The organism is Streptomyces violens (assembly GCF_000717745.1).
Taxonomy (GTDB): Bacteria; Actinomycetota; Actinomycetes; order Streptomycetales; family Streptomycetaceae; genus Streptomyces; species Streptomyces violens.
In genome coordinates this window covers 86,666-108,299 of sequence record NZ_JOBH01000006.1, presented here as the reverse complement: position 1 = coordinate 108,299, position 21,634 = coordinate 86,666, and the positions used below count along the sequence as shown (strand labels likewise).

Sequence of the window (21,634 nt, the reverse complement as noted above, 5' to 3'; positions counted from 1 at the left end):
AATAAGAGGGTGATATGGGGGGTGTTATGGGTGCCTTGTCCAGGGTTCCACGCTGGTGACGGACCATGCGTGTCCTGCTGGGCCGAACGCGCCGCGCCGCCGCTGGGACGGGCCGTTTCACCCCACGTACCGCCGCGCCCCGGATCCCCGCCGCGCCTCCTCCAGTGCCGCGATCCGCGCCTCCGTACCGGCGGAGACGGCGGCCCGCTCCCGCAGCACCCAGGGCAGCCCGGCCAGGGCACGGCCGAAGGCGCGCAGCGAGGCGCGGTCGTGCGGGACGGTGCGCGCCAGATGCGCCGTGCGCCGCACCGCGGGCAGCAGCGGCCGCCGCAGCCAGGTGAACCACAGTGTGTTCCGCAGCCCCAGCACCCGCCGCTCCGTGCTGTCCCGGGCGGTGGACGCCGCATGATGGATCGTCAGCCGCTCGTCGTACGCGAGCCACCAGCCGCGTTCGATGAGGTCCGTGGCCAGCAGCTCCTCCTCGCCGCCGAGCCACAGCCCCGGGTGGAAGCCGCCGCCCTCGCGGAACGCTTCGGTGCGCAGCACGGTCGCGGCCGCGAGGAACGAGCCGAGCGCGGGGCCCGGCAGCCAGTCGGGTCCGGACAGCGGGGAGTCGCGCAGCTCGGCGACCACCGGGTCTTCGGTGCCGTCCGGTTCCACGACGATTCGGGCGGTGACCGCCGCCAGCCGCGGCCGGGCGTCGAGGACGTCCGCCGCGTGCCGCAGCGCGCCGGGGTCCCACCAGGTGTCGTCGTCGCAGAACGCCACGTAGGGCGTGTCGGCGAAGTGCACGGCGAGGTTGCGGCCGATGGCACCGAGGTTGCGGCCCGGGCGCAGCAGCCGTACCTCGGGGAACTCGCGCGCCACCGCCTCCGCGGTGCCGTCGGTGGAGGCGTTGTCCGTGACGATGACGGGCGGCCGCTCCGGCAGTGCGCGCAAGGAGCGGAGCGTACGCAGGAGTTCGGTACGGCGGTTGTGGGTGATGACGACGACGGTCGTGCGGCCGTCCGGCCCGGCTTGCTGCTTGGCCAGGTCAGCGGGCGCGGTCACTGTGTTCGGCCCCTCGTGCTGTGTCATGGCTGATGTGTCCCTGGTCGTACGGCGGACGGAGTGCGGGCCGGGCGCTCCAGGAGGCCGATGGCGTGCTCCACGTCGGCGGGCAGCGGCCGGCGCTTGGCGAGCGCGGGCGGGATGCGGGCGAGCAGGCCCAGGAGAGCGGCCGCCGCTCCCGGTTCGCCGCGCGCGGCCGCGCCGGCCAGCGTGCCGGTGCGCCGCAGGGCGACGCGCAGCGGGCGGCGCAGCCAGCCGGTGAGCGCTTCGTTGCGCTGCAGCAGCGGGGAGCGGCCGGGCCGCGCGGTGGCGTCCGGGTGGTGGTGGGCGGTGAGTTCAGGGATGTACGTCACGCCCCAGCCCGCCGCCGTCAGGTCGTAGGCGAGCAGCGTCTCCTCCGCGCCGAAGAAGAGCAGCGGGTGGTAGCCGCCGACGTCGAGATACGCGTCGCGGCGGACGACGACGGCGCAGGCCAGGAAGCCGAGGACGGGACGGCCCGGGAACCGGTCGGAGGGCGGCAGCGGCGAGTCGGCGAGTACGGCGTTCAGCGGGTCCTCGGCGTTGTCCGGCCCGACGAGGGTGCGCGCCGCCACCAGCCCGAGGTCCGGGTGGTCGTCCAGCAGCCGCGCCGCGGTGGTCAGGGCTCCGGGGGCCCACCACGAGTCGTCGTCGCTGAAGGCGACATAGGGGGTACGGGCGTGCCGCACCGCGAGGGTCCGGCCGAGCGCGCCCGTGTTGCGGCCGGGGCACAGTACTTCGGCGCCGGCCGGATGTGCGCGGACGGCGTCGGCCGTGCCGTCGTCGGAGCCGTTGTCCACGACGATCACCGGGGGCCGTTCGGGGAGTTCGGCCAGCCGGTCCAGGGTGTGCAGGACGCCGTCGCGGCGGTTGCGGGTGATGATCGCGACGGTGGTGCGGGAGGTGGGCGGCGTGTTGTCCCCCGTGCGCCCGGAGACGGCGTGTTGGTCAGTGGTCATGGACGGGCCTCCCCGGTGGTCCGGGGCCGGGCCGCGCCGGGTGCGCTGTGGTACGGGACCGCGCCGGGGGCCCGCAGCCTGCGCCGCAATCGGGAGCGGCCGGACGGCGCGCCGCCTGTCTCGGTGACGCGGGGCATGGGGGCGATCTCGCGGTCGTGCCAGAACACCGCCTCCAGTACCTCGTCCACGCCGATCCGCAGCAGCAGCGGGTCCGGCTCGGTGCCGTGCGGGTCGCCGGGCGGGCCCGGGTGCCACAGCGCGGTGTGCCGGTCGCTGGGCGGCGGGCCCCACAGGCGCGGCGGGACCGGGCCGAAGAGGGTGACCGAGGGCGTGCCGTGGGCGACGGCCAGGTGGGCCGTGCCGGTGTCGCCGCTGACGAGCACGGCGGCGTGCGCGACCAGCGCGGACAGCTCGCCGAACGGCAGCCCGCCGGTGAGGACTTCGCCGGGGCCGAGCCCCGCGGCCTCCGCGACGCTCAGCGTCAGGTCCTCCTCCCCCGGGCCGCCGAGCACCACCACGCGCCGACCGGCGGCGCGCAGCCGCGCGGCGACGGCGCCGAAGCGGCGGGCCGGCCAGCGGCGGGAGCCGGCGTCGGCCCCGGGATGGATGACCACGGCACCGGGCGCCGGGGAGGGCTCCTCCGGGGCCGGGACGCGGTAGTCCTCGGGGTCGGCGGCGATGCCGTACGCGCCGAGAACGCTGCACCAGCGGGTACGTTCGTGTTCGCCGCGCTCCCAGATCTCCAGCGCGGCGGCGGGCGAGTCCCGCGCGGCGTAGGCGATGAGCCGCCCCGGGTGCAGTTCGGCGAGCACATCGGCGCTGGCCGGGCCGTTGCCGTGCAGGTCGACGGCGACGTCGGGGGGCGCGCCGGGCCAGTGCCGCAGGGAGGGCACGCCGCGGGCCGGCGCCTGCGCGGCGAGCACGGCGTCCACGGCGCCGGTGGCCAGCGCCGCGTCGGTAAGGCCCGGCGGCGCGGCCAGCACGATCGCGTGGCCGGGGAAGTGCCGGCGCACGCCGCGCAGCGCGGGCACCCCGGCCAGCAGGTCGCCCAGGCCCAGCGCGCGCAGCACCAGCAGGCGGGGGCGGGGCGAGGCGGGTCCGGTCGGTACGTCGGCGGAGGTCATCACACCACCCTGTCGGCCGCGGCGCCGGGCAGCGGGTCGCCGTGCGGCTCGGCGAGCCGGCCGGCGGCGCGCTCGGCCAGCTTGGTGCTGGACCGTCCGTCGAGGTACGGCAGCAGCATGACCTGGCCGCCCCAGCCCTCCAGTACCTCCGTCTCCGGCATCCGGGTCAGGGCGTAGTCGCCGCCCTTGACCCAGATGTGCGGGCGGAGTTCCTGGAGTACCTGTTCGGGCGTGTCCTCTTCGAAGACGGTGACGGCGTCGACGCAGCCCAGCGCCTGGAGGACGCGTACCCGGTCGGCCTCGGGCACGATGGGCCGTTCGTCGCCCTTGCGACGGCGTACGGACGCGTCGGAGTTCAGGCACACGATGAGGCAGTCGCCGGCCCGGCGTGCGGCCTGGAGCAGCGCGACGTGGCCGGCGTGCAGCAGGTCGAAGCAGCCGCCGGCCGCGACGACGGTGCCGCCCGCGGCGCGTACCCGGGCCGCGAGTTCGGCCGCGCTCTCGCCGCCGCCCTGTGGTGCGGCCGCGGCGGTGAAGTGGGTGGTGAAGCCGTGTGCGCCGCCGTCCTCGACGAACCGGGTGGCCGCGTGGACCGCGCCCTGTACGGCGTCCTCGGGCAGCGCGTCGTCGGCCAGCAGCCCGGCGGCGCAGGCGGCGAAGCAGTCCCCGGCGCCGCAGGCGTCGCCCTGCGCGTTCCACGGTGCGGGCACCAGCATGGGCGCCTCACCGTGCGTCAGCAGCGCGCCGCGCTCCCCCATCGTCACCGCCACCGAGGCGGCCTTCCAGGACCGCAGCAGCGAACGGGCGTCGGCCGCCGCCTGGGCGAGCTGGACGCGCGCGCCGTCGGAAGCCGGCTCGTCGCGGCCGGACCGGGCACGGGTCACCGGACGGGCGTCCTCGGCGAGCGCGGTGGCGAAGGTGCGCGCCTCGGCGGCCGCCGGGGTGGCCAGCTTCACGCCCGGGACGGGCGGCTGCCCGTTGGGGTGCGGGTCCCAGACGAGGGGCACGTGCCGGGCGGCGCGGGCGAGCGCGCCGCGTACGGCGTCGGCGGTGCCCCGGCCGTAGTCCGCGACGAGCACGGCGCCGGCGGCGGCGATGGCCTGCTCGGCCTCCTCCGTGGCGCCGCCCGCCCGGCCGTCGCCCTCGTCCAGGCGGAGCAGCGGGCGGTCCCGTGCCATCAGCCGGGTCTTGCTGGACAGCGCGCCGGACAGCGGGAGTTCGACGAGCCGGACCCGGTCGGAGAGCAGCCGGCGCAGGGTACGGCTGGTCTCGTCGTCGCCGAGCGCGGTGACGAAGGTGACCTCGCGGCCGTCCTCGGCGGCCAGGCAGGCGGCGAGCGCCGCGCCGCCCGGCCGGACGGTGCGGCGCAGTCCCTTCAGCACGGGTACCGGCGCGTCGGGCGCGAGGCGTTCGGCGCGTCCGGAGAGGTCGTGGTCGAGCAGACTGTCGCCGACGACGAGCAGTGGGGCGTTACGGCTCATGCTTCCTCCACCCGTACGGTGTCCAGGACCGGTTCCTGGCGTACGGCGCCCTCCTGCCGGGCGACGGTCCGGTCGAACGCCTCGCAGATCATGTGGACGGCGACCAGGTGGAGTTCCTGGACGGTGGCGGGCACCGGCGCGTCCACGCACAGCGCCTCGTCCCCGGCCGCCTCCAGCGGGTTGGGGGCCGGTCCGGTCAGTGCCCAGACGGTCATGCCGATGCGGCGGGCCTCGGTGGCGGCGGTCAGCAGGTTGGCGCTGGCGCCGCTGGTGGACATCAGCAGCAGGACGTCGCCGGGGCGGCCGTGGGCGCGGGTCTGCCGGGCGAACACCTCCTGCACGCCGTAGTCGTTGGCGATGGCGGTGGTGGAGGAGGTGTCGGCGTGCAGTGCGAGCGCCGAGTAGGCCGGGCGGTCCTCGCGGTACCGGCCGACGAGTTCGGCGGTGAGGTGCTGGGCCTGGGCCGCGCTGCCGCCGTTGCCGGCGACCAGCAGCCGGGCGCCCCGGCCGAGGCGGTCGGCGAGGCGGCTGCCCCAGGATTCGATGCGGGAGGCGGAAGCGCGGAAGCGGGCCAGCGCGTCCTGCAGTTCGTCGCAGTGCCGGCCGTCGTCGAGTGCGGTCATCGGGCCACCCCCGAGAGTGCGGGTACGGAGAGCAGGCCGTCGTAGACGGCGGAGACGCCTTGCGCGACGCGCTCCCAGGTGTAGCGGTCCAGGGCGCGTTCGCGGCCCGCGGCGCCGAGGCGGGCGAGCAGTTCGGGGTCGGCCAGCAGGTTCCGGATGATCCGGTCCAGGCCGTGCTCCTCGACGGGCGGTACGAGGACGCCGGTGACGCCGTCGACGACCGTGTCGAGGTGCCCGCCGACGGCGGTGGCGACCACCGGGGTGCGGCAGGCCATCGCCTCGATGGGGACGATGCCGAACGGCTCGTAGCGCGGCAGGGAGAGCACCAGGTCGGCGCTGGACATCAGGGCGGGCATCTCCTCGTGCGAGACCCGGCCCAGCAGCCGTACCCGCTCGCCCACGCCGTGCTCCTCGGCCACCTTGCGCAGCCGGTTCGCCTCGGGGTCGTCGAAGAGCAGCGGCTCGTCCGGCCCGCCGGCGATGAGGAGTTCGGCGTCCGGGATGCCGGCCAGGGCGCGGATGGCCCGGTCGAAGCCCTTGCGGGGGACGAGCCGGCCGACGGCGAGCAGCCGTTTGGGGGCGTCCGGGCGCCGGGCTCCGGGGACGGGCGCGAAGTGGGTGGTGTCCACGCCGCACGGCACGACGCGTACGTGGTCGCGCGGGATGCCCATCGCGAGCAGTTCGCCGACCTCGTCGGAGCAGGTCGCGAGGACGCGGCGGCAGCTTCTGCCGATCCGGGCCTCGGTCTCGATGCGCTCGGGCGGGCTGGTGTCGTCCGAGCCCTGATAGCGCCGCTTGACGGTGCCGAGCGCGTGGTACGTCTGGACGACGGGGATGCCCAGGTCGCGGGCGCCGGCCAGGGCCGCCGTGCCCGACATCCAGAAGTGCGCGTGCACGAGGCCGGGCGGCGCGGCGGCCCAGGTGCGCGCCAGGTAGCGGCCGAACTCCGGCATGTGGGCGGGGAGTTCGTCCTTCGGCACGGGGGCCGGGGGGCCGGCCGGTACGTGCACGACCTTGAAGCCGTCGTGGGTGGTGACCGTGTGCGCCAGTGCGGGATCGTCACGCCGGGTGTAGACCGTGACGTCGTGCCCGCGGCGGACGAGGTGCCGGGCGAGCTGTGCCACGTACACGTTCTGACCGCCCGCGTCCGGACCGCCGAGTGCGGCCAGCGGGCTGGCGTGCTCGGAGACCATGGCGACGTGGGGGGCGGATGCTTCGTGCTTCATCGCGTGACCTCTTTCATGAGTTGATCCCAGTCGTCCAGGAAGCGCCCCACCCCATAGCGGGCCTGTACGGCGGCCCTCGCTTCCCGGCCCGTCCGTTCGGCGAGGTCCCGGTCGGCGGTGAAGGCGCGGACCGCGTCGGTCAGCGTCTCCAGCCGGTTCGAGACCACGCCGGCCCCCTCGGGGACGGCCTCGCGTACCTCGGTGGTGTCCAGTGCCACGACGGGCATCCCGAGGAACATGGCTTCCAGCAGGGAGAGCCCGAGCGAAGTCCACCGGATCGGGTGCACATACACCCGGCAGCGGGCCAGCACCGTGTGGAGCTCGTCCTGCGGCAGGTCACGGGTGCGGCACCGGTCCGGTGCCAGGCCCAGGTGGCGGGCCAGCCCGTCGGTGCGCATGCCGAAGACGTCCAGCGGCGCCGCGGCGGCGAACCGCGGCAGCAGGTCGGTGCCGGTGGTACGGCCGCGCCGCACCGGTTCGTTGACGACGACGGCGGCCCGCCGCTCCGCGCCGGTCCAGCGCGGGCCCGGGTCGATGATGCCGTGCTCCACGACGGTGGTCGGGGCGCGGCCGTTGTCCCACATCAGCCGGTTGAAGTGGGTCACGTGGACGAGCGGGATGTCGTCCCGGTCGGCGAGCGGATGACGGGTGTCCACGGGCGTCTCGTGCGGGCTGTTGTGCTCGACGTAGACCGCGGGGACGTCGCGTCCCGGGCGCCGCCCGGTCCATTCGTACGCCAGCTCCACCTCGTGCGGGCGTTGCAGGACCATCAGGTCGATGTCGGCCTCGCGCAGCTGCTCCGGGGAGAGTTCCTGGACGGAGGCCGGCCAGTCCCAGGTCCGGGCGCGGCCCAGGCCGTCCGGGCCGCGGTCCGGTGTCACCGGGACCAGGTAGGTGTGCGCCCCCTGGACGAATGCGGTGATCCAGGAGCCGTGCACATGCCAGATGAGGATGTTCATGTGCTCTCCTTGAGCAGTTTCTGCACGGCGAGCACCACGTCCGTCGCGGTGACGTCGTCCAGACAGGGGTGTCCTGGCTGCGGGCAGTGCCGCGCGCGGGTCCCGGCGCACGGCGCCTGCTGGTCGCCGAGGAGGATCGTCGGCACTCCGTACGGCGCCCACCGCTCGGCGGGTACCACGGGAGCGAACAGCGACACGACGGGCGTGCCGACGGCCGCGGCCAGGTGCGCGGGCCCGGTGTTCCCGCTGACCACGACGTCGGCGGAGCGCAGCACTCCGGCCAGGCTCCGGGAGTCGGTGCGGCCGCCGAGGTCGCGTGCCACCTCGCCGCTGACCTCCCGGGTCAGTCCGATCTCGTCGGGGCCGCCGGTGACGATGACGCGGTGGCCCGCGTCGGCGAGCGCGGCGACCGCCTCGGCGCAGCGGTACGGGCTCCAGGCGCGGGCCGGTGCGCTGGCGCCGGGGTGCACCACGACGTACGGGCCGTTGCCGGTGAGGCCCACGGTGTCCGGCGGCGGCAGCACGCGCAGTCGGCCGTCGTCGCGGGGCTCGGGGACGAAGCCGAGCGCGGCCGCGGTGTCGAGCGCGGCCTCGGCCTCGTGCCGGTCCGGCAGCCGCCGGTGGCGTACGTCCAGCAGCCGCCCGGGATGGTCGCGGCTGTCGGCGCCGATCCGGCCGACGTGCGCCATCCGCAGCAACAGGGCGGCGGGCAGCGGGCTCTGATGGAACGAGGTGAGGATGAGCGCCGTGTCGTACGCGCCCTCGCGCACCCGGCGGATCAGGCCGTCCACATCGGCGTCCTCGACGCTCGGCGGGCTGAAGCCCTCCCAGGGCGCCTCCCACACCAGTACCTCGTCGACCCCGGGCAGCATTCGCGCCGCGTCCTCACCGCGCGGCCCGCACAACATGGTCACGTGCTCGGACTGCGCGGCGACGGCCCGGACGGCCGGGCCGGCCAGCAGCACGTCGCCGAAGCTGTCGAGGCGTACCACGAGTGATCTCACCGGTCCCACCCCCAGGTCTCCGCGACGGGGACGGGCGCGGTCTCCGGGCCGTGGCCGAGCAGCAGCCGTACGGCGCTGAGCACGTCGGGCGCGGTGTGCGGCGCGGCGGTGATCTCCTCGGCGCGGGTGACGGCGTTGGGTACGAGGACAGCGCGGGCACCGGCCGCCTGTGCGGCCAGCACGTCGGCGCCGATGTCCCCGATCACCACGCACTTCTCGGCCGGCACGGCGAGCCGCCGGGCCGCCTCGATGACCAGGCCGGGCTTGGGCTTGCGGCAGTGGCAGCCGGCCTCGGGGTGGTGCGGGCAGTACACCCACGTGCCGAAGCCGCCGAGCGCGTCGTCCACCCGGGCGTTGACCAGGCGTACCTGATTCTCGGTGAGCAGGCCGCGGCCCACGCCCGACTGGTTGCTGACGACGGCGGTGGGGATGCCGGCGGTGCGCAGCAGCCGGAGCGCTTCGGGCACGCCGGGCAGCACGCGGACCAGCCGCGGGTCACTGTTGTAGGGCACGTCCTCGATGAGGGTGCCGTCCCGGTCGAAGAGGACGGCGGCGGGCCGCTCGTGCCGCCCGCCGGGCGTATCCCCCGCGGGGAGCGTGTCGTCGTGGCGCGGATCGCTCATGCGGCACCTCGCCAGGGCGCCGCGCGCCGGTGCGCCAGCTCGCCGCGCAGACGGTGGGCGACGGCGAGCGGCGGGATGACCGCGCTGGTGCAGAGCATGGTGGTGACCTCGTGCCGGGTGCGCGGGCCGGGGGCGATGCGGGCCCAGGCGAACTCGGCGGTGCCCAGCGCCCACAGGGACCCGGCGAGCGCTGCGGCGCGCGGGCGGCGGGCCAGCGCCAGCGCTGCCGCTGCCGTCGCGGCTGCGGTGATGACGGCGTGCCGGGCGAGCCGGCCGCGCGGCGCGTCGGCGCGGTGCCACCAGTCGCCGCCGTGCAGCCGCCGCATCAGCGCGTCGTCGGCGTTGCCGCGCTGGACGCGTACGGAGACCCAGCGGTCGGCGGGGCGTACCGGGTGGTGGGTGACGCGCTCGCCCCGGCGCAGGGTCCAGCCCGCGTCCATCACGCGCAGCGCCAGGTCGGCGTCCTCGCGGAAGGCGCGCGGGAACCGCTCGTCGAAGCCGCCGACGTCGCGGAGGGCCGCGCTGCGGTAGGCCATGTCGGCGGTCGCCCAGGCGGCGCCTTCCAGGCCCGCGGTGCCGCGCTCCCAGTCGGTGTGGCGGCGGCCGGCGTCGAGGGGCACGTGGAGACGGCCCTGCACGCCGCCTGTGCGGACATCCGACGCGGCGAGGTCGGCGGTGAGCCGGCGGCTCCAGTCGGGCGTCACCCGCACGTCGTCGTCGAGGAAGACGACCCAGGGGGTGCCGACGGCGGCCAGGCCCGCGTTCCGGGCGGCGGCGGGGCCGCGCCCGCCGGCGGCCGTCGTACGGATGCGGTCCTGGAGCGGGCCGGCGGCCTCCAGCGGCAGCGGCTCCCCCGGCTCGGGCCGGTCGTCGACCAGTACCACCTGGTCGGGCCACGGCTCGCCGGCCTCGGCGAGGGACCGCAGGCAGTCCTTCAGGCAGGGCCTGCCGAGGGTCGGTATGACGACGGCGTAGGAGACGTCCGCTCCGGCGGCGCGGTGCGCGGGATCTGCGGTGTCGGTCGCGGTACTTGCCGGGGTGCCAGGGGGTGTCATGCGAACGCCCTCCCCCGGCGGACCGCGAACGGCCCGATCGCCAGCAGGTCGACCGGCGCGCTGCCGAAGCACTCCAGCGCCTCGCGCGGGCTGTCGACCATGGGGCGGCCCGCCGTGTTCAGGCTGGTGTTGACCACGACGGGGATGCCGGTGCGCCGGTCGAAGGCCGCCAGCATGCGGGCCACCAGTGGTTCGGTGCGCTCCTCGACGGTCTGCACGCGGGCCGTGCCGTCGACGTGCACCACGGCGGGGATCTTCGCGCGCCACGGCTCGCGGACGTCGTGCACGAAGAGCATGTACGGGCTGGGCAGCGGCCCGCCCTCGAACAGCTCGGCGGCCCGGTCCTCCAGAACCATCGGCGCGACGGGCCGGAACTCCTCGCGGCCCTTCACGGCGTTGAGCCGTTCGAGGTTGTCCGGGTGTCCGGGGTGGGCGAGCAGGGAGCGGTGGCCGAGCGCCCGCGGGCCGTACTCGCTGCGGCCCTGGTACCAGGCGACGATCCCGTTGTTCGCGAGCTCCTCGGCGACCGCCTCGGCGATGTCGTCGGGCTCCTCGTACGGGACGGCGGCCTCCTCCAGGACGGCGCGCAGCTCCTCGTCGGACCAGCCGCGGCCGAGCGCCGCGGTCGGCATCGGGGAGACGGGGGCCGCTTCCTGTTCCTGGGCGACGTGCAGCGCGGCGCCGAGCGCCGTGCCGGCGTCGCCGGCGGCGGGCTGGACCCAGATGTCCTCGTACGGACCGTCCCGGTACAGACGGGAGTTGGCCACGCAGTTCAGCGCGACGCCGCCGGCCATCGACAGGGTCCGCCGGCCGGTTTTGTCGTGCAGCCAGCGGCCGAGGTCGAGCGTCATGTCCTCCAGGCACGCCTGGGCGCTGGCGGCGAGGTCGGCGTGGTCGGAGGTGATGCGGCGGCCGGAGAGCCGGCGCGGCACCATCCGCTCCCAGGGCACGTGCTCGGCGACGTAGCCGCCGGTGCCGTCGGCGTAGACGTACTCGCGGAGCTGGTCGCGGAAGCGGGGCGTGCCGTAGGAGGCGAGCGCCATCACCTTGTACTCGTCGCTGCTGCGCAGGAAGCCGAGGTGGTCGGTGAGTTCTTCGTAGAACAGGCCGAGGGAATGCGGGAGTTCCTGGGCCGCGAGGACCTTCAGCTCGCCTTCGGAGTAGGCGCCCGCGAGGTGCGAGGCGCACTCGCCGCGACCGTCGAGCACCAGGACGGCGCTGTCGTCGTACGGGGAGGCGAGTCCGGCGGAGGCCGCGTGGGCGACGTGGTGGGCGACGAAGCGGACGCGTTCGGGCTTCAGGCCCGGCAGTGCTTCGGCGAGGAACTCCGGTGCCCGGCGGGCGTACTCCTGGCGGAGGTGGTCCCAGGGGTCGTCCAGGCCCATCATCTCGGCGGGGCGGGAGAGTTCGGGGTCGTAGGAGTAGGCGACGGCGTCGAGGTCCGCGGGGGTCAGGCCGGCCTGTTCCAGGCACCAGCGGGCGGAGAGCTCGGGCAGTTCCCAGGCGGCGAAGGGGACCGGACGCTTGCCGTGCTTACGGCGGCTGAAGCGTTCCTCCTCCGCGGCCGCGACGGTCCTGCCGTCGATGACGAGGGCTGCTGCGGGGTCATGAAAGAGAGCGTTGACACCAAGGACGCGCATGGAGTGATCCGTTCACGGGTGCGGGGCTTCTTCGGGCGGGGCGGCGTGGGCGGGAGGAGCCGCTGCCGGCTGCGCGGTGAGCCGTTCAAGGGGGTCGCGGCTCGCGAAGTAGCCGATGGTGCGCTTGATCCCTTCCTCCCACGCGACCTTCGGCTCCCAGCCGAACATCTCGCGGGCCAGCGAGGTGTCGGGCCGCCGCCGTTCGGGGTCGTCCTCGGGCCGTTCGATGTACCGCAGCTCCGACCGGGAGCCGGTCAGCGCCACGATGCGGCGCGCGATCTCGGCGATGGGCGTCTCGTCGCCGCCGCCGATGTTGACGGGGCGCACCGCGCGGCTCGCGGCCACCAGCAGCACGCCGTCGACCGTGTCGTCGACGTAGCACAGCGAGCGGGTCTGCTCGCCGCTGCCGGCCACGGTCAGCGGTTCGCCGGCCAGCGCCTGGCAGATGAACGTGGGAACGGCGCGGCCGTCGTGGGCCCGCATCCGCGGACCGTAGGTGTTGAACATCCGCACGATGCCGGCGTTGGTGCCCTTGGCGCCGACGTGCGCCGTGACCAGTGCCTCGGAGAACCGCTTGGACTCGTCGTACACGCTGCGCGGGCCGACCGGGTTGACGTTCCCCCAGTAGTCCTCGCGCTGCGGGTGCATGAGGGGGTCGCCGTAGACCTCGGAGGTGGAGGCGAGGACGAGGCGTGCGCTGTCGCGGTGCGCGATGGCCAGGGCGTTCCGCGTCCCGAGGCTCCCGACGTCGAGCGTCTCCAGGGGCATCCGGAGGTAGTCGGCCGGTGAGGCGGGGCACGCGAAGTGCAGGACCAGGTCGTAGGGGCCGCGGAGTTCGTCGACGCACTGCGGGAGGCAGACGTCCCGGTCCAGGAAGCGGAAGCCGGGGCGGCCGAGCAGGTGCTCGATGTTGTCCATCGATCCCGAGGACAGGTTGTCCACGCAGTCGACCTCGACGTCGCTCTCCAGCAGGCGTTCGCAGAGGTGGGAACCGAGGAAGCCGGCACCTCCGGTCACGACGGCACGCCGCCACGTCGGTCGCAAGGGCAGGGCAGTCACGCGTCGTCCTCCTTTCCGTGCGGCATGGCACTGGGTGGCACGGACCTTGAGTGTCCTATTTCCATGCTTTTACACATCTCCGTCCGTTCTACCGGCGACGGTCCGGGTACGCCTCTTGAGTGCGCGTCCTGAGTGCGCGCAAACGCGAAGGAGTACGGCATGCGAGAGCCCCTGACCACCCTGACCGACGACCTGCTCGCCCGTCCCGGAGGACCCGGACGGACGCTGCTGACCGGGTGGTTCAGCTTCGACGACGGCGAGGTCACGGTCGGCGACGCGCTGGCCCAGCGCCGGGTCTCCCAGGCGCTCACGGCGTGCGGCATCGCGCACGACACCGCCTGGAGCCGTGGCTTCGCGCCGGACCGTATGCCGCTGGACGCCGCCGACCCCGCCGCGTACGGCCACGTCGTCTTCACCTGCGGCCCGGCACACGGGGAGCAACTGCTGCGGCTGCACCGGCAGTTCAGTGAATGCCGGCGGCTCGCCGTCGGCGTGAGCGTCATCGACCCCGGCGACCCCGCGGTGACCGGCTTCGACCGGGTCTTCGCCCGGGACGAACCGGCCGCCGCACCCGCCGTCGACCTGGCCGCGGCGGCACCGCTGCACTCCGTGCCACCTCTGGCCGGGGTGGTGCTGACGTACGGGCAGGGCGAGTACGCGGAGCGGCGGCGGCACGACACGGTCGGCGGAGCGCTGATCGAGTGGCTCACCCGGCTGGACTGCACCCGGGTGGCCGCCGACACCCGGCTCGCCATCGACGACTGGCGGCACTGCGCGACCCCGGAGCAGTTCATGGGACTCGCCGCCCGGCTCGACACCGTGGTCACCAACCGGCTGCACGGCATGGTGCTGGGGCTCCGGGCCGGGACGCCGGTACTGGCCGTCGATCCCGTACTGGGCGGCGCGAAGGTGACGGCTCAGGCGCGGGCGCTGCGCTGGCCCGCGGTGATCCCGGCGGACGAGGTGACGCCGAAGACGCTGGACCGGTGGTGGGAGTGGTGCCTCAGCCCCGCCGGCCGGGCAGCGGCCGGGCGGCGGGCGCGGCTCATGGCACGGTCCGCGGGCCCCACCGGCCATGATTACGTTCCGCGATTCCGGTAACCCGAGGGACAGGAACAGTTCCCCGTATATGAGGAGGAATCGTGCTCAGCGCCATCGCCGACGTACTGCGGGCCATCGGCAGCACCCTTGCCGCCGTGGTGACCCTCCCCTTCCGCGCGCTCGCCCGGCTCTTCGGCGGCGCCTCGCGAGGCGCCCACCGCTAGCCCCTCCCGAAGGAGTACGAGCCGATGACGGGTGACCGGCGGAAGACCGTGCAGGCCCTGCTGGAGACGCACGGGCAGACCTACGCGGCGGAAGCGGGCATCACGCTCCGTGACACCCCGCAGCCGCTGTACCAGCTGCTCGTGCTCTCCTGTCTGCTCAGCGCGCGCATCCGGGCCTCGGTGGCGGTGGCCGCGGCGCGCGAGCTCTTCGAGGCGGGGATGAAGGACGCCCGGTCCATGCGGGACGCGACCTGGCAGCAGCGGGTCGACGCCCTGGGGCGGGGCAGCTACCGCCGGTACGACGAGCGCACCTCCACCCAGCTCGGGGACGGCGCGCAGCTGCTGCTGGACGAGTACCACGGCGACCTGCGGCGGCTGCGGGACGAGGCCGGCGGGGACGTGGAGCGGCTGAAGGAACTGCTGCAGCAGGTTCCGGGGCTCGGCCCGGCCGGCGCGGACATCTTCCTGCGCGAGGCCCAGGCCGTGTGGCGGGACCTGGCCCCGTACATCGACAGCAAGGCCCTGCAGGGCGCGGAGCGGCTCGGCCTGCCCAAGAAGCCCGAGGAGCTGGCGCGGCTGGTGTCCGACGACGATACCGCCACGCTGGCCGCGGCGCTGGTCCGGGCAGCGCTGGAGAAGTCCGTGGTGGAGGACGTCGAGGAGGAGACGTCGTAGCGAGGTGAAAGACACGTCTGAGCGACGCCGAAGGGCCGGGACTCATGGTGAGTCCCGGCCCTTCTCGCGTGTACATACCTGTCAGGCAGCCGTCCGGTAGGCCGCCGCCGTGGCCGGCGCGGTCCGGATCGTGCCCTTGCGGACGTGCAGCACAGCGCCCAGGCCGGTCACGGCCGCGATGATCAGGCCGCCGGCCACCAGTGCGCCCCGCGCACCGGCCCACTCCATGAGGAGGCCGAGCAGCGGCGGGGCCACCAGGCCCCAACCCGTGCTCAGGCTCCGCCAGACGCCGAGCACACGGCCACGCATGTTCGCGGGCGGGTCGGTCTGCAGCACAGTCGTGCCCGCGGTGTCGGAGACCGACTCCACCACCGACATCGGCAGCACGAGGACCAGCAGCAGGATGAGCGAGGGCGAGAGCCCCGCGACGGCCTGGAGCAGTCCACCGGCGGCGGCCAGCGCGCCGACGAGCTTGACCGAGGGCTTGCGCAGCCGCGCGGCGAGGATCGCGCCGACGATGCCACCGGCCGCGAGGACCGAGGAGACCGTGCCGAACGCGCCGGCGCCCGCGCTGAGCGGCCCGGTGACCAGGACGGCCAGGGTGAGCTGGTAGTTCCGGCCGAAGATGGCGCTCAGGCCGGTGATCACGGCCAGCGCGACCAGCCGCGGGCGGCGCATGAAGAAGGCCACGCCCTCGCGCGCCGTCATGGCGGGCTCGGGGTCGGCTTCCACCGGCTCCGCCACAGACTCTGCCGCGGGCTTCGGCGCGTTCTCGGCCTTCGCGGCCTTCTCCAGGCTCACCGGCGCCCGCCGATCGTCGGAGGCTTCGCCGCGCGACCGCAGCGCCTGGCTGACCGGCCGCAGGAAAGGGATCACCGCGGCGACGAAGAGGAAGGAGAGACCGTTCGCGGCGTACGCGGCGCCCGTGCCGAGCACGCCGACGGCCACACCGGCCAGCGCCGTACCGCCGAGCCGGCCCACGCTGTGCACCAGCGAGCCGACCGCGATCGCCGAGGGCACGTCCTCCTTGCGTACCAGGTCATTGCCGAGCAGCGAGGTGGCAGGGCCGTCGACCGTGGCGATGATGCCGGTGACGGCGGACAGCGCCATGAGAATGCCGTAGTTGAGCTGGTCGGTGGCCACCAGGAAGGCGGTGGCGAACGCGACCAGGCCCAGCATGGACTGGCTCACCGCGGCGGTGACCTTACGGGGCCAGCGGTCCACGACCGCACCGCCGAACAGGCCCATGAGCAGGCCGGGGCCCGCCTGTACGGAGAGCGACAGACCGGTGGCGGCGGCGGACCCGGTGAGCTGCAGCACCAGCAGGTTCTGGGCGGTCAGCTGCATCCAGGTACCGGCGTTGGAGACCAGGTTGGCCACCGACCACCAGCGCATGCTGCGGTAGCGCAGCGAGCGCCACGGTGCGTGGCCGCCGCCGGAGCCGCCCGTACGGCCGCGCCCGAAGAGGTACTTCAGGTTCGCGGTGTACCGGCGTACGGCGGAGGGGGCTTTGCCGCCCCGTGGATCACCGGCCGGATCGGCCGGGTCGGCGGTATCGGCGACGGGATCGGCGGTGACCGCGGAGTCGGCGGCGGTCGCACTCTCGGGTGCGGTCGCCTGCGCGGGGATGCGGCCGGGAGCATGAACGGGAGAAGGCACAGCAGAACACTTCGTGAAGAGCCCGTCAGGCTCGGAAAGCGGCTCGGCGGGCGCGCGGGCACGGCTGTGTGCGGTGGCGGGCCTGGAGTGCCGAGAATCGGTCGGTGCCGGGCCGGAGGAGAGCGCTGCTGCGCACGCCCCGGGCACGACAAGGTTCGACTTTCACACAACGGTGCGGCCGGGGAAACGCTCTTGGGGTGCGATCGCCGTCACCCTGCCGCGGATGCCCTGTGGATCCCTTGCGCCCCAAGGGATCCGCCGAGTGGGTGCGCATTCTCACAGTGGGCGGTGAGCCGGTGACACACGGGTACTCGCTGACCGCCCGAAGTTGCGTTTGCACGAGGTGTGACGGTTCCGCAGGGTGGGTGCAGCGGTGCAGAAACGGGCACCCGTGCTGCGGAACGGCAGTCCAGGAGAGGAGAGCGGCCATGTCCGACGAGGCGATGGGTGACGAGGTGTACCAGCCGCCCGCCTACGACGTGTCGGCCAAGCCCGACGACCTCGACATGGAGGACGCCCTCGACGAGCCGGATGCCGACCAGCAGCTCGACGAGGGCTACTCGCCGCCGGAGAAGCCGTTCGCGGTGAACCAGACGGGTACGACGGCGAACGAGCAGCGCGCGGGCGAGAGTCTGGACGAGCGGCTGGCCAAGGAGGTGCCGGACGTGGCACCGCCCGAGGGCAACGGCATCGGTGACCTGCCGGACGGCGACGGTGAGCCGGTGGACGAGCAGGCCGGCGAGGAGCGTGCCGGGCGCCTCGTCAGCGGCGACCAGGGCTTCCCGGACCACGGCCGGAACGCCAACGACGTCATCGCCCGGGACGTGGGCATCGACGGCGGCGCCGCGGGTGCCGAGGAGGCGGCGGTGCATGTCGTGGACGACGAGAACGTCAACGACGACGAGTCCCCGCCCCTGCCCTGACGCGGTGGAACAGCGTAGAAAGGGGGCATGACCGAGGACGCCGGGCAGGCACCGGACGACGTGGACGCGGTGACCCGTACTGTGCTGACCGCATCCCGCGTGCTGGTGGCCGTCTCGGCGCGCTCGCTGGCCGCGGTGGAGGGGACGGTGACGCTGCCGCAGTTCCGGCTGCTCGTCGCGCTGTCCGCGCACGGCGCCGCGAAGCTCGTGGTCGTCGCGGAGCTGCTGAGGGTCAATCCGTCCACGGCGATGCGCATGATCGACCGGCTGATAGCGGCCGGTTTCGTGGACCGCAGGGTCAATCCCGGCAACCGCCGCGAGACGATAGTGCAGTTGACCGTGGCGGGACGGCACCTCGTCGAGGACGTCACCGAGCGGCGGCACGCCGAGATCGCGGAGATCGTCGAGCGGATGCCCGCCGCCCAGCGCGCCAGCATCGTGGCGGCGCTGACCGCCTTCGCCACCGCGGCCGGCGAACCCCCGGCCGCCGGATCCGACCCGTACCCCTTGGGCTGGTCCGCCCCGAGCACGCCCTGAGCGCGCGCCGGGCCCGGGTCCGCCCCCGGAGGTGTCCGCCATGACCACCGCCACCGACGCCGACGCGGGTACCGGCCCGGCCGTCACCGCCGTACGCGGGCCGCTCGTCCGCTTCCCGGCCGACCCGTTCCGCGCCGGCCGCGACGAGGCGCTCTCGTACACGGAGGACGGGCTGCTGGTCTGCGCGGAGGGCCGGATCACGGCGGCGGGCGAGTACGCCGCGCTGCGCCACCTGCTCCCCGCGGACGTCAGCCCCGCCCACTACCCGGACCACGTCATCCTCCCCGGGTTCGTCGACACCCACGTCCACTGCGTGCAGACCGATGTCATGGCGGCCTTCGGCGCCGACCTGATGGGGTGGCTGGAGCAGCGCGCGTTCCCGGAGGAGGAGCGGTTCGCGGACGGCCGGTACGCGCGCGAGGCCGCCGCCGTCTTCTGCGACGCGCTGCTGCGCAACGGTACGACCACCGCGCTGGTCTTCGGCTCGGTCCACCCGGAGTCCGCCGACGCGCTGTTCGAGGAGGCGGCCCGGCGGAATCTGCGGATCGCCTGCGGCAAGGTCCTGATGGACCGCAACTCGCCCGCCGCACTGCTCGACACGGCGCACAGCGGTTACGAGGAGTCCAAGGCGCTGCTCACCCGCTGGCACGGCAAGGGCCGCGCCCAGTACGCGATCACGCCCCGCTTCGCGCCCAGCAGTACACCGGAACAGCTCGAAGCGGCAGCCGCGCTGTGGCGGGAGCACCCGGGCACCCTGCTGCACACCCATGTCTCGGAGACGCCCGACGAGGTCGAGTGGGCCCGCTCGCTCTTCCCCGGCCGCGCCGGCTACCTCGACATCTACGACCACTACGGGCTGCTCGGGCCGGGTGCGGTGCTCGCCCACGGCGTCCACCTCTCCCCCGCCGAGCGCGCCCGCTGCGCCGCCACCGGCACCGCGCTGGCCCACTGCCCCGGCTCCAACCTGGCCCTTGGCAGCGGGCTGTTCCCGGCGCGCGAGACCGCGGGCGGCCCGCACCCGGTGACCGTCGGGCTCGGCACGGACGTCGGCGCGGGCCCCACCTTCTCGATGCTCTCGACGGTGTACGAGGCGTACAAGGCCGCCGCGCTGTGCGGTGCCCCGATCGACGCGGTACAGGCGTATTACCTGGCCACGCGGGGCGGCGCCGCGGCGCTGGGTCTCGCGGACACCGTCGGCTCCCTCGCCCCCGGGCAGGAGGCGGACTTCGTGGTGCTCGATCCCCGGGCCACTCCGCTGCTCGCCCGGCGCGCGGCGCGCGCCGAGGACATCGAGGAGCTGCTGTTCGTCCTGGCGGCGATGGGCGACGACCGTGCGGTGCGCGCCACGTATGTCGCGGGGCGGCGCGCCCACGACCGGGACGCCGCACCGGCCGGGCGCGGCGCGGGCGGTCTGTGACCGATCAGCGGCCGAGGGCCTTGGCCAGTTCGTCCTTGCTCATCGAGGAGCGGCCGTCGATGTTCTTCTTCTTGGCCTCGTTGTAGAGCTGGTCCTTCGTCGGGCCCTTGGGGCCGGTGCGGTTGCCGGAGCGCTGGCCGCCGCGCTGCGACGCCGACTTGCTGTCCTGCGTGGAGGACTTGCTCGCCGTCTTCGACTCGCCGGTGCGGGCCCGCTCCTTGTTGACCGTGCGCGCGGCGATCTCCTTCGCCCGGCCGGTCGAGGTGCCCCGCTTCTGGGCGCCTTCCTTGATGTGCTCGTACTGACGCTCGCGCTTGTTGCTGGAACCTCGCGGCATGTCACGTCTCCTCGTGGTCGTCCCCGGCCCGCCGGGAGTGCGGACCGGTGGCACGTTCCACTCCACTCCTCAGGTCCGGTCACCGCGAGAGGAGGTGGGCCGTTCGGGCACGCCGTCCGCGCCGGCCAGCCGGACCGCGCACTCCAGCATCATCGCGTGCACGAAGGACTGCGGCAGATTGCCCCGCAACTGACGCTGTGTGATGTCGTACTCCTCGGCATACAGCCCGGCCGTGCCGCACGCGGCGCGGTTGCGCTCGAACCAGCGGTACGCCTCGGTCTCCCTCCCCTGCTGGTGTTCCGCCAGCGCCACCGCGAAGCCGCAGAGCACGAAGGCGCCTTCCGCCTCCGCCAGCGGCCGGTCGTCGTGCCGGAAGCGGTACGCGAAGTGGCGGTCGGTCAGCCGCTCCTGGTAGGCCCGCAGCGTGGCGCGGGTGCGCGGGTCGTCGGCGGGCAGCGTGCCGCGCAGGGCCGGTATGAGCAGGGCCGCGTCCAGCGCCGGGTCGTCGGCGGCGCGCTGCCAGTGGCCGTCGGGGTGCAGCGCGGTGGCGGTGGTGACGTCGAGGAGGGTGTCGGCGAGCGCGCGCCACTTGCGGGCCTGCGGTCCGGGCGGCCCGGCCGCGGCCATCGCGCGCAGCCCGCCGGAGCAGATGAGGCGGCTGTGCGTCCAGGCGCGCGCGTCCAGTTCCCAGATGCCGGCGTCCGGCTCCCGCCAGCGGCGCGCCACGGCGTCCGCGGCGATCTCCGCGGCCTTCCAGCCGTCGCCGTCGAGTCGGTCCGCGCGGGCCGCGGCGGCGAAGAGCAGCAGCGCCTCGCCGAAGGCGTCGAGCTGGAACTGCCGGTTGACGCGGTTGCCGATCCGGTCGTAGCCGCCGGGGTAGCCGGCCAGGTCCAGTTCCCGCTGGTCGGGTACGGGGCCGCCGTCGACCGTGTACGCGGGGGCGATTTCGGGCCCGTCGTCGTGCAGCCGCGCGCCGATGAAGCGGACGGCGGCGTCGAGCAGCGGGTAGTGCCCCGCCGCCGCCATGGCCTGGCCCGCGTAGCACTGGTCGCGGATCCAGACGTACCGGTAGTCGTAGTTGCGGCCCTCTTCGGCGCGTTCGGGCAGGCTGGTGGTGGCCGCGGCGATCATTCCGCCGCGGGCGCCGGTCATGCCGCGCAGCACGGCGTAGGACTGCCGGGCGTCGCCGGCGGCGACGGTGTGATCCAGCGCGGGGACCGCTTCCCGCCAGGCCCGTTCGGTAGCGGCCCAGGCGGTGTCGGGCTCCGGTGGGGGGCCGTCCGGCGGGGTGCGGCCGATCTCCAGGACGAAGTCGTGCTGCCGGCCGGGGTCGAGGCACAGGTCGAGGACGAGCCGGGTGGCGCGGCGGCGGTCGAAGTGCCGCTCGGTGCCGGGGTCGTTGCCGGTGCCGGGGTCCGCGTCGGGGCCGGGGTCCGTCGGTTCGTCGGTGATGCGGGCCTGCGCGCCGCCCGTCCAGCGGAGGTGCAGGCCGCCCGCTCGGGCGGTCCACACGCCGTGTGCGTCGCGGTGCGGCTCGTGCAGCGGCTCGGCGCCGTAGTCGGCGAGCGGGTGCAGGACCACCCGCAGCCGGGCCGGGCCCTCGCACGCCTCCACGCGGCGCAGCAGGACGACGCGGTCGGGGTCGCCCGGGAACGCCAGCGCCTCCCGGCACTCGACGATGCCGCTCTGGGTGATCCAGCGGCTGCGCCAGATCAGCGTGCCCTCTTCGTAGTGGCCGCCGGGCACATAGCGCTCCCGCGGCGTCACCGCGTAGACCCCGCCGCCGCCGATGAGGGTGGCGAAGACCGCCTCGTCGTGCCAGCGCGGGGCGCACAGCCAGCAGATCTCGCCGCGCGGGCCGACCAGCGCCGCGCGCTCGCCGTCGGCCAGTACGGCGTAGTCGCGCAGCACCTGTGGCGGATAGGCGTGGCTCTCGGGCAGTTCGATGGCGGTCATCGGTCTCCGTGGGGGGTGTCGCGCGGTGCTCCGTACCGGGTGTG

General features: G+C 74.6%; 21 protein-coding genes. 6 read left to right on the top strand and 15 right to left on the bottom strand.

The genetic code is table 11. The annotated features are described in order from the left end of the window. Positions 1–117: 117 nt before the first annotated feature. The 12 genes from IF04_RS0112945 to IF04_RS0112890 are packed head-to-tail and all read right to left on the bottom strand — an operon-like array spanning position 118 to position 12,821. Positions 118–1,077, bottom strand: a complete 960-nt coding sequence (locus tag IF04_RS0112945) for a glycosyltransferase family 2 protein (RefSeq protein WP_078600243.1) — start codon at positions 1,075–1,077, stop codon at positions 118–120. Further along, complete coding sequence (locus IF04_RS0112940) at positions 1,074–2,027, bottom strand: glycosyltransferase family 2 protein (RefSeq protein WP_051831187.1); 954 nt, start codon at positions 2,025–2,027, stop codon at positions 1,074–1,076. Before IF04_RS0112940 ends, IF04_RS0112945 begins: the two co-directional genes overlap by 4 nt. After that, entirely contained in the window at positions 2,024–3,151 is a 1,128-nt protein-coding gene (locus tag IF04_RS0112935; protein WP_063829474.1) for a glycosyltransferase family 9 protein, read from the bottom strand. The genes IF04_RS0112940 and IF04_RS0112935 overlap by 4 nt, the downstream gene beginning before the upstream one ends. Then, a complete protein-coding gene (rfaE2, locus tag IF04_RS0112930; RefSeq protein WP_030255146.1) occupies positions 3,151–4,632 on the bottom strand; it encodes a D-glycero-beta-D-manno-heptose 1-phosphate adenylyltransferase in 1,482 nt (493 codons plus the stop codon). Before rfaE2 ends, IF04_RS0112935 begins: the two co-directional genes overlap by 1 nt. Further along, a complete protein-coding gene (locus IF04_RS0112925) occupies positions 4,629–5,255 on the bottom strand; it encodes a D-sedoheptulose-7-phosphate isomerase (RefSeq protein WP_051831186.1) in 627 nt (208 codons plus the stop codon). Before IF04_RS0112925 ends, rfaE2 begins: the two co-directional genes overlap by 4 nt. Next, positions 5,252–6,481: a glycosyltransferase gene (locus tag IF04_RS0112920; RefSeq protein WP_030255139.1), complete on the bottom strand. Its 1,230-nt coding sequence runs from the start codon at positions 6,479–6,481 to the stop codon at positions 5,252–5,254. Before IF04_RS0112920 ends, IF04_RS0112925 begins: the two co-directional genes overlap by 4 nt. After that, positions 6,478–7,440 carry a glycosyltransferase gene (locus tag IF04_RS0112915; protein ID WP_030255136.1) on the bottom strand — a complete coding sequence of 321 codons (963 nt, stop codon included), beginning with the start codon at positions 7,438–7,440 and terminating at the stop codon, positions 6,478–6,480. The genes IF04_RS0112920 and IF04_RS0112915 overlap by 4 nt, the downstream gene beginning before the upstream one ends. After that, entirely contained in the window at positions 7,437–8,444 is a 1,008-nt protein-coding gene (locus IF04_RS0112910) for a glycosyltransferase family 9 protein (RefSeq protein ID WP_030255134.1), read from the bottom strand. The genes IF04_RS0112915 and IF04_RS0112910 overlap by 4 nt, the downstream gene beginning before the upstream one ends. Beyond that, on the bottom strand, positions 8,441–9,067 hold the full coding sequence (locus IF04_RS0112905; protein ID WP_051831183.1) for a D-glycero-alpha-D-manno-heptose-1,7-bisphosphate 7-phosphatase: 627 nt from the start codon (positions 9,065–9,067) through the stop codon (positions 8,441–8,443). Before IF04_RS0112905 ends, IF04_RS0112910 begins: the two co-directional genes overlap by 4 nt. Then, complete coding sequence (locus tag IF04_RS0112900) at positions 9,064–10,122, bottom strand: glycosyltransferase family 2 protein (protein ID WP_078600241.1); 1,059 nt, start codon at positions 10,120–10,122, stop codon at positions 9,064–9,066. The genes IF04_RS0112905 and IF04_RS0112900 overlap by 4 nt, the downstream gene beginning before the upstream one ends. Then, entirely contained in the window at positions 10,119–11,762 is a 1,644-nt protein-coding gene (locus IF04_RS0112895) for a carbamoyltransferase family protein (RefSeq protein ID WP_030255127.1), read from the bottom strand. Before IF04_RS0112895 ends, IF04_RS0112900 begins: the two co-directional genes overlap by 4 nt. Before the next feature lie 12 nt (positions 11,763–11,774). Further along, a complete protein-coding gene (locus tag IF04_RS0112890; protein WP_078600239.1) occupies positions 11,775–12,821 on the bottom strand; it encodes an NAD-dependent epimerase/dehydratase family protein in 1,047 nt (348 codons plus the stop codon). Between the two features lie 159 nt (positions 12,822–12,980). On the opposite strand from IF04_RS0112890, the gene IF04_RS0112885 reads away from it, so the two are divergent. Genes IF04_RS0112885 through IF04_RS0112875 form a run of 3 tightly spaced genes read left to right on the top strand, consistent with a single transcriptional unit; the run spans position 12,981 to position 14,761 of the window. Beyond that, positions 12,981–13,922 carry a polysaccharide pyruvyl transferase family protein gene (locus IF04_RS0112885; RefSeq protein WP_051831181.1) on the top strand — a complete coding sequence of 314 codons (942 nt, stop codon included), beginning with the start codon at positions 12,981–12,983 and terminating at the stop codon, positions 13,920–13,922. Positions 13,923–13,963: 41 nt separating this feature from the next. Next, positions 13,964–14,086, top strand: a complete 123-nt coding sequence (locus IF04_RS40115; protein WP_281179659.1) for an LPFR motif small protein — start codon at positions 13,964–13,966, stop codon at positions 14,084–14,086. Between the two features lie 24 nt (positions 14,087–14,110). Beyond that, the gene (locus tag IF04_RS0112875) at positions 14,111–14,761 is read left to right on the top strand and encodes an HhH-GDP family DNA glycosylase (protein ID WP_030255118.1); all 651 of its coding nucleotides are present in this window, start codon (positions 14,111–14,113) and stop codon (positions 14,759–14,761) included. Between the two features lie 81 nt (positions 14,762–14,842). Here the strand turns inward: IF04_RS0112875 and IF04_RS0112870 are convergent, their stop codons facing one another. Then, positions 14,843–16,156, bottom strand: coding sequence for an MFS transporter (locus tag IF04_RS0112870; RefSeq protein WP_037959372.1), 1,314 nt, complete (start codon positions 16,154–16,156; stop codon positions 14,843–14,845). Positions 16,157–16,848: 692 nt separating this feature from the next. On the opposite strand from IF04_RS0112870, the gene IF04_RS0112865 reads away from it, so the two are divergent. The 3 genes from IF04_RS0112865 to guaD are packed head-to-tail and all read left to right on the top strand — an operon-like array spanning position 16,849 to position 19,297. Continuing rightward, entirely contained in the window at positions 16,849–17,343 is a 495-nt protein-coding gene (locus tag IF04_RS0112865) for a DUF5709 domain-containing protein (protein WP_030255112.1), read from the top strand. A gap of 27 nt (positions 17,344–17,370) precedes the next feature. Beyond that, positions 17,371–17,880, top strand: coding sequence for a MarR family winged helix-turn-helix transcriptional regulator (locus IF04_RS0112860; protein ID WP_030255108.1), 510 nt, complete (start codon positions 17,371–17,373; stop codon positions 17,878–17,880). Between the two features lie 40 nt (positions 17,881–17,920). Then, a complete protein-coding gene (guaD, locus tag IF04_RS0112855; protein WP_037959256.1) occupies positions 17,921–19,297 on the top strand; it encodes a guanine deaminase in 1,377 nt (458 codons plus the stop codon). Between the two features lie 4 nt (positions 19,298–19,301). Here guaD and IF04_RS0112850 read toward each other — a convergent pair whose 3' ends face one another. Then, a complete protein-coding gene (locus tag IF04_RS0112850) occupies positions 19,302–19,634 on the bottom strand; it encodes a hypothetical protein (protein ID WP_030255102.1) in 333 nt (110 codons plus the stop codon). 69 nt (positions 19,635–19,703) lie between these two features. After that, positions 19,704–21,590 carry a glycoside hydrolase family 15 protein gene (locus tag IF04_RS0112845; protein ID WP_051831179.1) on the bottom strand — a complete coding sequence of 629 codons (1,887 nt, stop codon included), beginning with the start codon at positions 21,588–21,590 and terminating at the stop codon, positions 19,704–19,706. Positions 21,591–21,634 lie beyond the last annotated feature (44 nt).